The following is a 12,997-nucleotide window of genomic DNA, read 5'->3' as shown; positions in this document are numbered from 1 at the left end:
CCTCGGCTGCCCACCGGCAGCCCTCGGCCGGCCACCGCACGGAGAAGGAACGCATGACTTCAGCCATACGACGCGCCCCCGGCCGACTCGCGACCCTGGGCTGTGCGGCCCTGGTGGCCACCGCCCTGGCCGGCTGCGGCTCCGTCAACTCGATCACCGGCAGCGGCAGTAGCAGCTCCGGCCCGATCACCCTGGGCACCACCGACAGCACCGCCGTCCTCGACCCGGCCGGTGCCTACGACCTGGGCTCCTGGATGATCCTGCAGAACACCTTCCAGGGCCTGCTGCGGTTCCCGGCCGGCACCACCACCCCGGTCCCGGACGCGGCGCAGTCCTGCCAGTTCACCGGTGCCGACGCGATGACCTACGACTGCGTGCTGCGCCAGGGCCTGACGTTCTCCAACGGGCACCCGCTGACCGCCGCCGACGTGGTGTTCTCGATCAACCGGATGAAGCAGATCAAGGACGTGAACGGGCCGTCCTCGCTCTTCGACAGCGTGAAGTCGGTCGAGGCCAAGAGCGACAGCGAGGTGGTCTTCCACCTCTCCGAGGCCGACGCGGTGCTCCCGGACAAGCTGGCCAGCGCGGCCGGTTCGATCGTCGACCACCAGGTCTTCCCGGCCGACCACGAGCTGCCCAACAGCCAGCTGGTCGGCTCCGGCCCGTACGCCATCGACTCGGTCGACGAGGCGTCAGGCAGCGGCGGGGTCAAGGAGATCAGCAAGATCAGCCTCTCCGCCAACGCCAAGTACAAGGGCGACCAGACGGTCCAGAACAAGAAGTTCGACGTCCGCTTCTACGGCAAGCCCGACCAGCTGAAGACCGCCCTGGACAAGGGCGACGTCGACCTCACCGACAACAGCCTGGACCCCAACGTCTCCGCCCAGCTGCTCACCAACCAGCAGAGCGGCGGCAAGGGCGACATCCACGTCACCCAGACCGACAGCAGCGACACCCGGTTCATGGTGTTCAACACCAAGGACCAGACCGTCGGCCAGCAGGCCGTCCGGCAGGCGGTCGCCCAGCTGATCGACCGCCAGGCGCTGGCCCGCGACGTCTACGCGCACACCGTGCAGCCGCTCTACTCGGTGGTCCCGGCCGGCATCGCCGGCCACAACACCGCCTTCTTCGACAAGTACAACGACCCCGACGTCACCAAGGCCAAGCAACTCCTGGCGGCCGCCAAGATCCCCACACCGGTCAAGTTCACCCTCACCTGGTCCCGCGCCCGCGCCCAGGGCGCCGAGGGCGCCGAGCTCAAGAAGCAACTGGAGGCCAGCGGCCTGTTCCAGGTGACGGTCAACGAGGAGTCGGACTGGAGCAACTTCAAGAAGGGCTGGGCGGACGGAAGTTACCAGGCCTACACGGTCGGCTGGACCGCTGACTACCCGGACCCGGACGACTTCGTGGTGCCGCTGGTGACCGGCGGCGGCGCCTTCCACAACGGCTTCGACGACCAGCAGATCGACCAGAAGCTGGTACCCGAGACGCTGCACGAGACCGACCGCTCGCAGGCCGCCACCACCTTCGGCGCGATCCAGACCGAGCTGGCCGTCCAGGTGCCGATGGTCCCGCTCTTCCAGGAGAAGTCGTTCTTCGCCTACCACGCGAACATCACCGGCGTGGAGAACACCACGGACTCCACCGGAGTCGTCCGGTTCGGCGAGATCGGCCGCCACTGACGGTCCGTCGGCAGCGGGCCCGGTAGCAAGAGGGTCCGTCCGGATGCCCGGACGGACCCTCGACACGGCCTCGCGGGATCACATCGCGCCCGGCCGCACCAGCCCGCTCTCATAGGCGAACACCGCCGCCTGCACCCGGTCCCGCAGCCCCAACTTGGTGAGCACGTGCCCGACATGGGTCTTCACCGTGGTCTCGGAGACGAACAGCTCGGCGGCGATCTCCGCGTTGGACAGCCCCTTGGCGACCAGCCGCAGCACCTCCATCTCCCGTTCGGTCAGCGCGCCGAGCGCGGGGGAGGGCGCCTCGTCCCCGGACGGCAGCCTGGTGGCGTACATGTCCAGCAGCCGGCGGGTGATCGACGGCGCCAGCATCGCCGCGCCGTCCGCCACCACCCGGATCGCCTGCACCAGCTCCTCGGCCGGTACGTCCTTCAGCAGGAAGCCGCTGGCTCCGGCCCGCAGCGCCTCCACCACGTACTCGTCCAGGTCGAAGGTGGTCAGCACCAGCACCTTCACCGGACCGTCCCGCCCGGGGCCGGCGATCCGGCGGGTCGCCTCCACGCCGTCCATTCGCGGCATCCGGATGTCCATCAGCACCACGTCCGGCTGCAGCGCCCGCACTTGCTCCAGCGCCTGCTGGCCGTCGCCGGCCTCGCCCACCACCACCAGATCGCTCTCCGCCTCCAGGATCATCCGGAAACCGGTGCGCAGCAGCGGCTGGTCGTCGACCAGCAGCACTCGGATCGTCACCTAAGACTCCTTGCTCGACATGCTCGTCACGGTCTTCTGCAGGGGGAGCGGGTACGGCGGCGGAGTCCCCCCGAACTCCGGGCAGCTCTTCTGATGGTCGCACCAATCGCACAGCCGGTTGCGGGTGGCCGGGAACTCGCCGGTGGCCACCGCCCGGCAGATCGCCTCCCACAGTGCCAGCAGCTTGCGCTCCATCGAGCGCAGATCCGCCTCGTCCGGGTCGTAGGTCACCACCTCCCCGGCACCGCCCAGGTACACCAGCTGCAGCCGCTTCGGGATCACGCCCTTCCAGCGCCACACCACCAGGGCGTAGAACTTCATCTGGAACATCGCCTTGCCCTCGAAGTCCCGCGAGGGCGCCCGGCCGGTCTTGTAGTCCACCAGCCGCACCTCACCGGTGGGCGCCACGTCCACCCGGTCGATGTAGCCGCGCAGCTTCAGTCCCGAGTCCAGCACGGTCTCCACGTAGAGCTCCCGCTCCACCGGCTCCAGCCGGGTCGGGTCCTCCAGCCGGAACCACTGGCCCAGCAGCTTCTCGGCGTCCGTCAGCCAGCGGGCCAGCGCCTCGCCGTCCAGACCCTCGGCGTCCAGCGCCTCGGCGTCCAGGTTCTCGGCGTCCGGACCGTCGGCGTCCAGGTTCTCGGGGTTCGCCGCGGCCGCCGGGAACAGCCCGGCCAGCTCCGGGCGTTCACCCAGCAGGCGTTCCCACTGCGGGCGCAGCAGCGACAGCGCCCGGTCAGGGGTGCGCTCCACCGCCGGGTGGTCGAAGAGCCGCTCCAGCACGGCGTGCACCAAGGTCCCGCGCGTCGCCGCCGCGCTCGGCGGCTCCGGCAGGCGGTCGATCACCCGCAGCCGGTAGAGCAGCGGGCAGGTCAGGAAGTCCCCGGCACGCGACGGGGACAGCCCGCTCGGCGGGAGGGCCGGACGGGCGGTGTCGGTCTGCTGCATGCCCCGACCCTATGGGGTCCGGCTGCCATCCGGCTCACAGCCCGCTCACAGCGAGGCTGACGCCGGAACTGGGTAGGACTTCGGCAGGGGGTCTCCGACATCCCTCGACGCCATCACGTAGCGTTCGAGTACGGCACGTAGCGTTCGGGAGCAGAGTGGCCGACAAGACGGAACCCAGCGGGGACCACACGACCGGTGAAGGGGCCATGGTGAGCGACACCACGGGGCAGCAGACCTCCCAGGAGCCACCGCGGCAGCCCGGCGACCCCGGACACGACCACCGGCCTGGCGGCCCGGGCGGCCCCGGACAGGGCCACCGGCCCGGTGGCGGCATCCTGATGGGCCGGCCGTTCGGCGTCCCGATCTACGTCGGCCCGTCCTGGTTCCTGATCGCCGCGCTGATCACCTGGCTGTTCGGCCGGCAGCTCGCCGACGTCCTCCCCGACCTCGGCTACACCCGCTACCTGATCGCCTTCTCCTTCGCCGTCGCCTTCTACGGCTCCGTGCTGATCCACGAGCTCGCCCACACCCTGGTCGCCCTGCGCTACCGGCTCGGCGTCCGCAGGATCCAGCTGCAGTTCTTCGGCGGCGTCTCCGAGATCGAGAAGGAGGCCGAGACCCCCGGCCGGGAGTTCTGGCTCGCCTTCGTCGGCCCGCTGCTCTCGCTGGCCATCGGCGGCATCTGCTGGCTGCTCACCGGCCTGGTCCGGTTCGACACCGTGCCGGGGGTGCTGCTCGCCGGCCTCACCGTGGCCAACCTGGTGGTCGCCGTCTTCAACCTGCTGCCCGGCCTGCCGCTGGACGGCGGCCGGATGCTGCGCGCCGTGGTGTGGGGCGTCACCGGGCGGCCGATGACCGGCACCGTCGCCGCCGCCTGGAGCGGCCGGGTCCTCGCCCTGGTGGTGCTCTTCGGCCTGCCGCTCTGGGGCAACTCCCAGCACGGCAGCCGGCCCGGCACCGGCGAGTCACTGCTGAACACCAGCCTGGCCGCGGTCCTCGCCGTGGTGATCTGGAGCGGCGCCGGCACCGCGGTCCGCAACGCCCGGCTCAAGGAGGCGCTGCCCCGGCTGGGCGTGCGGGACCTCACCCGGCGCGCCGTCCAGGTCACCGCCGACACCCCGCTCGGCGAGGCGCTGCGCCGGGCCCGCGAGGCCCAGGCCGGCGCCGTGGTGATCAGCGACGGCCACGGCGACCCGATCGCCCTGGTCAAGGAGGCGGCCGTGCTCCAGGTGCCGGAACACCGCCGCCCCTGGGTGGCCGCCGGGGCCCTGGCCCGCACCCTGGAGCCCGGCCTGCGGCTCGCCGTCGACCTGGACGGCGAGCAGCTGCTCGCCGCCCTGCGGACCACCCCCGCCAGCGAGTACCTGGTGGTCAACCCGGACGGCGGCGTCTACGGGGTGCTGGCCGTCGCCGACGTGGAGCGCCGGCTCAGCGCCGTGCTCAGCCGCCGCTGACCATGGCAGTGGTCCGGGACGGCACCCGGTTCGCTATAGGATTGTCCGCATGTCCGAACCGACCGGTGCCACCCGCAGGCGGGGGCCATTCAAGGTCGGGGACCAGGTTCAGCTGACCGACCCCAAGGGCCGTCACTACACGTTCACGCTCGAAGCCGGGAAGAACTACCACACCCACAAGGGTGCGTTCCCGCACGACGAACTGATCGGCGCCCCCGAGGGCACCGTCGTTCGCACCACGGGAAACGTGCCCTACCTCGCGCTGCGACCCCTGCTCCCCGACTACGTCCTGTCCATGCCGCGCGGTGCGGCCGTCATCTACCCCAAGGACGCGGGGCAGATCCTGGCCATGGCCGACATCTTCGCCGGCGCCCGGGTGGTCGAGGCCGGCGTCGGCTCCGGCGCGCTCTCGACCTACCTGCTGCGCGCCGTCGGCGACACCGGCCTGCTCGCCTCCTACGAGCGCCGCCAGGACTTCGCGGACATCGCCCGGGGCAACGTCGAGCGCTACTTCGGCGGCCCGCACCCGGCCTGGAAGCTCACCGTCGGCGACCTCCAGGACAACCTGGTCGAGACCGACGTCGACCGGGTCATCCTCGACATGCTGGCCCCCTGGGAGTGCCTCGACGTCGCCGCCAAGGCGCTCGTCCCCGGCGGTCTGATCTGCTGCTACGTGGCCACCACCACGCAGCTGTCGCGCACCGTCGAGGCCCTGCGCGAGCACGGCGCCTTCAACGAGCCGCAGGCCTGGGAGACCATGGTCCGCACCTGGCACCTCGAAGGCCTCGCGGTCCGGCCCGACCACCGCATGATCGGCCACACCGGCTTCCTGCTCACCGCCCGCCGGCTCGCCGACGGCGTCGAGCCGCCGATGCGCCAGCGCCGCCCCGCCAAGGGCGCCTACGGCGAGGACTTCGACAACGACAAGCCGAAGCTCAACCTGGCCGAGCGCGCCGCCGCCCGGGCCGCCGCCAAGGCCGCCACCCCGGTCATCGACCAGGACTGAACCCCGCCAGTTCACCTGAAGGCCCATCGGAATCCGATGGGCCTTCAGCGTGTCCAAGTCCGTGCGAGTCGCATTCGTACGCACTGCCACTGATGTGCGACTATGCTCCCCACACGCAGACACTCCGGCCGGTGGAGGGGACCCCTTTTGCCCAACGCAGCGGACGTCGTGAACCACACCTCCCAGTCCGGGCCGGCCGCCCGCTCCGGTCCCTGGCGCTGGCTCGCGGTCGCGGCCGGCTGCGCCGCCCTGGCGACCGGCACCATGGCCGCCGCCCCCAGCGCGCACCCGGGCGCCGCGGCCGCCGCTCCCGCCGCCGGCAGCGGCACCCCCAAGCCCCTGCCCGCGACCGCCGCCCCCGACGCCGCCAAGGCAGCCCTGCCGCTCGACTGCGGACCGCTGCCCACCACCGTCACCCTCAGCTTCGCTGCCGACCTCGGCGACGGCACCCCCGCCACCATCGCCGCCGCCCACTGCGCGGCCGGCGCCGGTGCCGCCCCCGACGGCGTCTTCGTCATCACCGCCGGCCCCGGCGGCACCCCCCAGGTGCACGACGTCCTGCTCGACTGGCACCAGGACTACACCGTCACCCGGCTCGCCCTGCGCGCCGACGGCACCATCACCGCCCAGGCCCGCGGCTACTCCAGCGCCGACGTACCGCGTTGCTGCCCGGACCTCAGCGTGGAACTCGACTGGACCCGGCACGGCGCCGGCTTCACCCGCACCGAGCACAGCGTCCCTTCCGCCACCACCTGACCCGACGCAGTCCTGACGATCAGTCAGCAGTCGAACGGCGCCGGACGCTAGTCGGCGTCCGGGCCGTACACCTCCACCCGGTCCGACACCCGCCGCACGTGGATGCAGTCGCCCGGGCACTCCCGCGCCGAGTCCACGATGTCCTGAAGCAGCGTCAGCGGGACCGGCGCCGTCTCGCCCGGCTGCTGGCGCAACTCGTCGTCCTCGCCCTTCACATAGGCCAGCCCGTCGATGTCCAGCTCGAAGACCTCGGGCGCGTACTGCACACAGATACCGTCACCGGTGCACAGGTCCTGATCGATCCACACCTCAAGCGGCTCGGCGGCATCCGCCCCACTGGTCACTGACATCGGTTCCTGCCTACACAACGGTCACGATCGGGTATTGACTCGCTCGACCCTACCTCCCGGCCGCTTTCCGAGCGTGTGCGGTGGGTATCCCTCTGCCAGAGGGGAAGCACACTCGGGTGAAGATCGGACACACCCCTTCCGTCTTTCTTGATCTAGGGGTTTACACGACCCCTGGTACAGGTAGGGTCTGGAAGCATCCCGCTCCCCGGAGGAGGTGAGGACCGTGGCAGCCCACGATGACGACTACAACCGCAGTGCCGGAAAGCCCGCCCGTGGTTCCGACGAGGCCGCACAGGTCTCGTACCTGGAGCAGGAGATCGCCGTGCTGCGTCGCAAGCTGGCCGAAGCCCCGCGCTCTTCGAGGGTCCTCGAGGACCGCATCGTCGAGCTCCAGACCAACCTGGCCGGAGTGACCGCCCAGAACGAGCGGCTCGTCGCCACCCTGCGCGAGGCCCGCGACCAGATCGTGGCCCTCAAGGAGGAAGTCGACCGGCTCGCCCAGCCCCCCGCCGGATTCGGCACCTTCTTCACCAAGAACGAGGACGGCACCGCCGACATCTTCACCGGGGGCCGCAAGCTCCGCGTCAACGTCAGCCCCACCATCGACCTGGACGACCTCCAGCGCGGCCAGGAAGTGCTGCTCAACGAGGCGCTGAACGTCGTCGACGCCTTCGAGTTCGAATCCGTCGGCGAGCTGGTCACCCTCAAGGAGGTACTGGAGGACGGCGAACGCGCGCTGGTCACCGGGCACACCGACGAGGAGCGGGTGGTGCGGCTCGCCGAGCCGCTGCGCGGGATCACGCTGCGCCCCGGCGACGCCCTGCTGATGGAGCCCCGCTCCGGCCACGTCTACGAGGTCGTGCCCAAGGCCGAGGTCGAGGAGCTCGTCCTCGAAGAGGTCCCGGACATCGACTACCGGCAGATCGGCGGCCTCGGCACCCAGATCGAGCAGATCCGCGACGCGGTCGAGCTGCCCTACCTGCACGCCGACCTCTTCAAGGAGTACGAGCTGCGCCCGCCCAAGGGCGTGCTGCTCTACGGCCCGCCCGGCTGCGGCAAGACGCTGATCGCCAAGGCGGTGGCCAACTCGCTCGCCAAGAAGGTCGCCGAGGTCACCGGGCAGCCGCAGGGCAAGAGCTACTTCCTCAATATCAAGGGCCCCGAGCTGCTCAACAAGTACGTCGGCGAGACCGAGCGGCAGATCCGCCTGGTCTTCCAGCGGGCGCGCGAGAAGGCCAGCGAGGGCACCCCGGTCATCGTCTTCTTCGACGAGATGGAGTCGCTCTTCCGTACCCGCGGCTCCGGCGTCAGCTCGGACGTGGAGAACACCATCGTCCCCCAGCTGCTCGCCGAGATCGACGGTGTCGAGGGCCTGGAGAACGTCATCGTGATCGGCGCCTCCAACCGCGAGGACATGATCGACCCGGCGATCCTGCGGCCCGGACGTCTCGACGTCAAGATCAAGATCGAGCGCCCGGACGCCGAGGCCGCCAAGGACATCTTCTCCAAGTACCTGAAGAACTCGCTGCCGTTCCACCCCGACGACCTCAAGGAGCACGACGGCTCGCTGGACGCCACCGTCGTCGCCATGATCCAGTCGGTGGTGGAGCGGATGTACGGCGAGACCGAGGAGAACCGCTTCCTGGAGGTCACCTACGCCAACGGTGACAAGGAAGTCCTCTACTTCAAGGACTTCAACTCCGGCGCCATGATCCAGAACATCGTGGACCGGGCCAAGAAGATGGCGATCAAGGACTTCCTCGACCACGGGCAGCGCGGCCTGCGCGTCTCCCACCTGCTCGCCGCCTGCGTGGACGAGTTCAAGGAGAACGAGGACCTGCCCAACACCACCAACCCGGACGACTGGGCCCGGATCTCCGGCAAGAAGGGCGAGCGGATCGTCTTCATCCGCACCCTGGTCACCGGCAAGCAGGGCGCCGAGTCCGGCCGTTCCATCGACACCGTGGCGAACACCGGGCAGTACCTCTAACCCGCCGCCCGCACCAACCGCGGCTGACGGCCCCGACGCTCCGTCAGCCGCGGTGCCACCCCAGGGACGTCGGAGCCCCGCCACCCGGCGGGGCGACGGGCAGCACCGGGCAAGGAGGGCCGGATGACCGTAAGGCGCGTGATGGGCATCGAGACCGAGTACGGCATCTCCGTACCCGGCCACCCCAATGCCAACGCCATGCTCACCTCGTCCCAGATCGTCAACGCCTACGCGGCGGCGATGCACCGGGCGCGCCGCGCCCGCTGGGACTTCGAGGAGGAGAACCCGCTGCGCGACGCACGCGGGTTCGACCTCGCCCGCGAAGTCGCGGACGCCAGCCAGCTGACCGACGAGGACATCGGCCTCGCCAACATCATCCTCACCAACGGCGCCCGCTTCTACGTCGACCACGCCCACCCCGAGTACAGCTCGCCCGAGGTCACCAACCCGCGCGACGCAGTGCTCTGGGACAAGGCCGGCGAGCGGATCATGGCCGAGGCGGCTGCCCGCGCCCTCGAACTGCCCAACGGGCAGACCATCCACCTCTACAAGAACAACACCGACAACAAGGGCGCCTCCTACGGCACCCACGAGAACTACCTGATGCAGCGGGCCACCCCGTTCGCCGACATCGTCCGCCACCTCACCCCGTTCTTCGTCTCGCGCCAGGTCGTCACCGGCGCGGGCCGGGTCGGCATCGGCCAGGACGGCGCCGCCCACGGCTTCCAGATCAGCCAGCGCGCCGACTACTTCGAGGTCGAGGTGGGCCTCGAAACCACCCTCAAGCGGCCCATCATCAACACCCGCGACGAGCCGCACGCCGACGCCGAGAAGTACCGCCGGCTGCACGTCATCATCGGCGACGCCAACCTCTCGGAAATCTCCACCTACCTCAAACTCGGCACCACCTCGCTGGTGCTCGCCATGATCGAGGCCGGCTTCGTCGCCGTCGACCTCGCCGTCGACCAGCCGGTCCGCACCCTGCACCGGGTCTCCCACGACCCCTCGCTGCAGTACCTCATCACGCTGCGCAACGGCCGCAAGCTCACCGCCGTCCAGCTCCAGATGGAGTACTACGAGCTGGCCCGCAAGTTCGTCGAGGACCGCTACGGCCACGACGCCGACGAGCAGACCAAGGACGTACTGATCCGCTGGGAGGACGTGCTCTCCCGGCTGGAGCGCGACCCGATGAGCCTGTCCAAGCAACTCGACTGGATCGCCAAGCGGGAGCTGCTGGAGGGCTACCGGCAGCGCGACGGGCTCGACTGGGACAACCCCCGGCTGCACCTGGTCGACCTGCAGTACAGCGATGTACGGGCGGAGAAGGGGCTCTACAACCGGCTCGTCGCGCGCGGCCGGTTCGAGCGCCTGGTGACCGAGGACGAGGTGCTGCGCGCCGTCCACGAGCCGCCGGACGACACCCGGGCCTACTTCCGCGGCCGCTGCCTGGAGCAGTACGCGGAGCACGTCGCGGCGGCCTCCTGGGACTCGGTGATCTTCGACCTGCCCGGCCGTGACTCGCTGCAGCGCGTGCCCACCCTGGAGCCACTGCGCGGCACCCGTGCCCACGTCAAGGACCTGCTGGACCGCTGCCGCACCGCCGAGGACCTGGTCCGGGTCCTCTCCGGTGGGTGAGTGATCCGCTACCTTGAGTGAAATATCGGCTGACGGGGAATCATCCTGGTGGGGCCCGGACGTTCCACCAGTACTACCGACCGACGATGCAAAGGGGTGAGGGGCATGGCGACCAAGGACACCGGCGGCGGTCAGCAGCGGGCCAACCGCGCCACCGAGGAGACCGAAGAGCAGACCGCAGACGTCCAGCAGTCCGACGAGCTCCAGGAGCGCCAGGACAAGCTGAGCGACGACGTGGACGCGGTACTGGACGAAATCGACGAAGTACTCGAGTCGAACGCAGAGGATTTCGTTCGGGGCTTCGTTCAAAAGGGCGGAGAGTAATCAGCATCCGAGCTGCATTCCGAGGCGCATTGCTCGAAATGCAAGCGGACACTGCCCGCCGCTGATTCCGCGAGGAATCGGCCCCGATGGAACGGGCTGCAGGCGCGCTGTCGCGCGCCTGCAGCGCGGGCTGTTGCGGCCGGCGCCGGCTGTGCCGCCTACTGCAAGGCCTGCCGGGGGGTCGACAACCGGCGCAGGCATTTCGCGAGGAATCACGGCCTCTCCGAGGCGCGCCTTCAGGCAATGCTCCGGGATCAGTGCCACCTCTGTCCGATCTGTCAGGACAGTCGAGCTGAGCATGTGGATCACGACCACGAAACGGGTAGGGTCCGTGGCATCCTCTGTTTCGCGTGCGACGCGGCGCTGGGGCAGATGAGGGATCGGCCCGACGCGCTCCGGCGGGCTGCCGACTACCTGGAAGGAATCGTGTGGAAGCCAACATTCGTGGCACCGGGCGTCTACCGGCTGCCTTCCTCACCCCCGGACATTCCTCCTTCATGGAGTTCCTGGCTGAGCACTCGCCCGAGCTCCTCCCCGGGCGGCGCAAGCTCCCCGAGGGGCTGACCCTCGAGGCGCCGCACGGCACCACCATCGTCGCCGCGGTCTTCGACGGCGGTGTGGTGATCGCCGGTGACCGCCGCGCCACCATGGGCAATGTGATCGCCCAGCGCGACATCGAGAAGGTGTTCCCGGCCGACGAGTACAGCGCGGTCGGCATCGCCGGCACCGCGGGCCTGGCCGTCGAGATGGTGCGCCTGTTCCAGTTGGAGCTGGAGCACTACGAGAAGATCGAGGGCACCACCCTCTCCCTGGAGGGCAAGGCCAACCGGCTGACCACGATGATCCGGGGCAACCTGGGCATGGCGATGCAGGGCCTGGCCGTGGTGCCGATGTTCGCCGGCTACGACCTGGACCTCGGGCGCGGCCGGATCTTCACCTACGACGTCACCGGCGGCCGCTCCGAGGAGCGCGGTTTCGCCGCCACGGGCTCGGGCTCGGTCTTCGCCCGCGGCTCGCTGAAGAAGCTCTACAGCCCGGAACTGACGGCCGATCAGGCCGGCGTCCTGGTGATCCAGGCGCTCTACGACGCGGCCGACGACGACTCCGCCACCGGCGGCCCGGACCTGGCCCGCAAGATCTTCCCGATCGTCTACGTGATCACCGACGAGGGCCTGCGCAGGCTCTCCGAGGAGGAGGTGGCGCGGATCGCGGTGTCGGTCACCGATGAGCGCCGCACCCGCCCCGACGGCCCGCAGGCCCCGCTCCAGTAATCCGCCACCGCTCCCCGGTGCCCGCAGCAGGGTCGAGGGAGCCCGAACCAGAAGGGACGACCGCCGGTGTCCACACCGTTCTACGTCTCGCCCCAGCAGGCCATGGCGGATCGCGCGGAGTACGCCCGCAAGGGCATCGCGCGCGGCCGCAGCGTGGTGGTGCTCACCTACGCCGACGGCATCGCCTTCGTGGCCGAGAACACCTCCCGGGCGCTGCACAAGGTGTCCGAGATCTACGACAAGATCGCGTTCGCGGCGGTCGGCCGCTACAACGAGTTCGAGAACCTGCGGATCGGCGGGGTGCGCTACGCCGATCTGCGCGGATACTCCTACGACCGGGCCGATGTGACGGCCCGTGGCCTGGCCAATGTCTACGCCCAGACGCTGGGCACCATCTTCTCCTCGGTCGGTGAGAAGCCGTACGAGGTGGAGCTGATCGTCGCCGAGGTCGGCCAGACCGCCGACGACGACCAGATCTACCGGCTCACCCCGGACGGCTCGGTGGTGGACGAGCAGAACTCGGTGGTGGTCGGTGGCAACGCCGACTCGATCGGGAACTACCTGGGGCAGCGCCACCAGGTGGGCATGAGTCTGGCCGAGGCGCTGAAAGTGGCCGTGGAGTCGCTGGCCCGGGATCCGAACGGCGGCACGCCGAGGTCGCTGACCCCGGAGCAACTGGAGGTCGCGGTGCTGGACCGGGTGCGCCCGCAGCAGCGCAAGTTCAAGCGGATCCTGGGTCCGCAGCTGGGCCGGCTGCTGAGCCAGGACCCGGGCGCCGCGGCGGAGGCTGACCAGGCGGAGCCGGAGTCGTCCGAGGACGAGTAGACCCGG

At 70.1% G+C, this 12,997-nt stretch carries 12 protein-coding genes and 1 pseudogene; 10 read left to right on the top strand and 3 right to left on the bottom strand.

From position 1 onward, the window contains the following. Positions 1-53 precede the first annotated feature (53 nt). On the top strand, positions 54-1,682 hold the full coding sequence (locus P3T35_RS13150; RefSeq protein ID WP_101379460.1) for an ABC transporter substrate-binding protein: 1,629 nt from the start codon (positions 54-56) through the stop codon (positions 1,680-1,682). A 78-nt stretch (positions 1,683-1,760) separates the two neighbouring features. Here the strand turns inward: P3T35_RS13150 and P3T35_RS13145 are convergent, their stop codons facing one another. Beyond that, the gene (locus P3T35_RS13145) at positions 1,761-2,432 is read right to left on the bottom strand and encodes a response regulator transcription factor (RefSeq protein WP_101379459.1); all 672 of its coding nucleotides are present in this window, start codon (positions 2,430-2,432) and stop codon (positions 1,761-1,763) included. Beyond that, positions 2,433-3,380: a RecB family exonuclease gene (locus tag P3T35_RS13140; RefSeq protein WP_101379458.1), complete on the bottom strand. Its 948-nt coding sequence runs from the start codon at positions 3,378-3,380 to the stop codon at positions 2,433-2,435. Between the two features lie 11 nt (positions 3,381-3,391). On the opposite strand from P3T35_RS13140, the gene P3T35_RS13135 reads away from it, so the two are divergent. The 3 genes from P3T35_RS13135 to P3T35_RS13125 all read left to right on the top strand — a co-directional run bounded on the left by P3T35_RS13135 (position 3,392) and on the right by P3T35_RS13125 (position 6,596). Then, positions 3,392-4,834, top strand: a complete 1,443-nt coding sequence (locus tag P3T35_RS13135; protein ID WP_107503346.1) for a site-2 protease family protein — start codon at positions 3,392-3,394, stop codon at positions 4,832-4,834. A 49-nt stretch (positions 4,835-4,883) separates the two neighbouring features. Further along, positions 4,884-5,840 (top strand): tRNA (adenine-N1)-methyltransferase, encoded by a 957-nt coding sequence (locus tag P3T35_RS13130; protein ID WP_101379457.1) that lies wholly within the window; start codon positions 4,884-4,886, stop codon positions 5,838-5,840. A 147-nt stretch (positions 5,841-5,987) separates the two neighbouring features. Continuing rightward, on the top strand, positions 5,988-6,596 hold the full coding sequence (locus P3T35_RS13125; protein ID WP_101379456.1) for a hypothetical protein: 609 nt from the start codon (positions 5,988-5,990) through the stop codon (positions 6,594-6,596). A 47-nt stretch (positions 6,597-6,643) separates the two neighbouring features. Here the strand turns inward: P3T35_RS13125 and P3T35_RS13120 are convergent, their stop codons facing one another. Beyond that, positions 6,644-6,946, bottom strand: a complete 303-nt coding sequence (locus P3T35_RS13120) for a ferredoxin (protein ID WP_101379455.1) — start codon at positions 6,944-6,946, stop codon at positions 6,644-6,646. Between the two features lie 223 nt (positions 6,947-7,169). Between P3T35_RS13120 and arc the strand changes: the two genes are divergently transcribed. The 6 genes and pseudogenes from arc (at position 7,170) to prcA (ending at position 12,991) form a co-directional block, all read left to right on the top strand. Further along, positions 7,170-8,936 carry a proteasome ATPase gene (gene arc, locus P3T35_RS13115; protein ID WP_101379454.1) on the top strand — a complete coding sequence of 589 codons (1,767 nt, stop codon included), beginning with the start codon at positions 7,170-7,172 and terminating at the stop codon, positions 8,934-8,936. A gap of 123 nt (positions 8,937-9,059) precedes the next feature. Then, positions 9,060-10,571 (top strand): depupylase/deamidase Dop, encoded by a 1,512-nt coding sequence (dop, locus tag P3T35_RS13110; RefSeq protein WP_101379453.1) that lies wholly within the window; start codon positions 9,060-9,062, stop codon positions 10,569-10,571. A 105-nt stretch (positions 10,572-10,676) separates the two neighbouring features. Continuing rightward, positions 10,677-10,895 (top strand): ubiquitin-like protein Pup, encoded by a 219-nt coding sequence (locus P3T35_RS13105; RefSeq protein ID WP_101384897.1) that lies wholly within the window; start codon positions 10,677-10,679, stop codon positions 10,893-10,895. A gap of 12 nt (positions 10,896-10,907) precedes the next feature. Further along, positions 10,908-11,303 (top strand): annotated as a pseudogene (locus tag P3T35_RS13100) (endonuclease VII domain-containing protein); the annotation flags it as partial. 20 nt (positions 11,304-11,323) lie between these two features. Next, a complete protein-coding gene (prcB, locus tag P3T35_RS13095; protein ID WP_101379452.1) occupies positions 11,324-12,166 on the top strand; it encodes a proteasome subunit beta in 843 nt (280 codons plus the stop codon). Between the two features lie 66 nt (positions 12,167-12,232). Further along, positions 12,233-12,991 (top strand): proteasome subunit alpha, encoded by a 759-nt coding sequence (gene prcA / locus P3T35_RS13090; protein WP_101379451.1) that lies wholly within the window; start codon positions 12,233-12,235, stop codon positions 12,989-12,991. Positions 12,992-12,997: the final 6 nt, after the last annotated feature.

This window comes from Kitasatospora sp. GP30 (assembly GCF_029892145.1).
GTDB lineage: Bacteria > Actinomycetota > Actinomycetes > Streptomycetales > Streptomycetaceae > Kitasatospora > Kitasatospora acidiphila.
This window is presented reverse-complemented; position numbering and strand designations above follow the sequence as displayed.

Excerpts from the sequence above, each read along its gene's own strand:
- P3T35_RS13150 (WP_101379460.1), top strand. The coding sequence starts at position 54 with ATGACTTCAGCCATACGACGCGCCCCCGGCCGACTCGCGACCCTGGGC.
- P3T35_RS13140 (WP_101379458.1), bottom strand. The coding sequence starts at position 3,380 with ATGCAGCAGACCGACACCGCCCGTCCGGCCCTCCCGCCGAGCGGGCTG.
- P3T35_RS13135 (WP_107503346.1), top strand. The coding sequence starts at position 3,392 with ATGGGGTCCGGCTGCCATCCGGCTCACAGCCCGCTCACAGCGAGGCTG.
- P3T35_RS13130 (WP_101379457.1), top strand. The coding sequence starts at position 4,884 with ATGTCCGAACCGACCGGTGCCACCCGCAGGCGGGGGCCATTCAAGGTC.
- P3T35_RS13120 (WP_101379455.1), bottom strand. The coding sequence starts at position 6,946 with ATGTCAGTGACCAGTGGGGCGGATGCCGCCGAGCCGCTTGAGGTGTGG.
- dop (WP_101379453.1), top strand. The coding sequence starts at position 9,060 with ATGACCGTAAGGCGCGTGATGGGCATCGAGACCGAGTACGGCATCTCC.
- P3T35_RS13105 (WP_101384897.1), top strand. The coding sequence starts at position 10,677 with ATGGCGACCAAGGACACCGGCGGCGGTCAGCAGCGGGCCAACCGCGCC.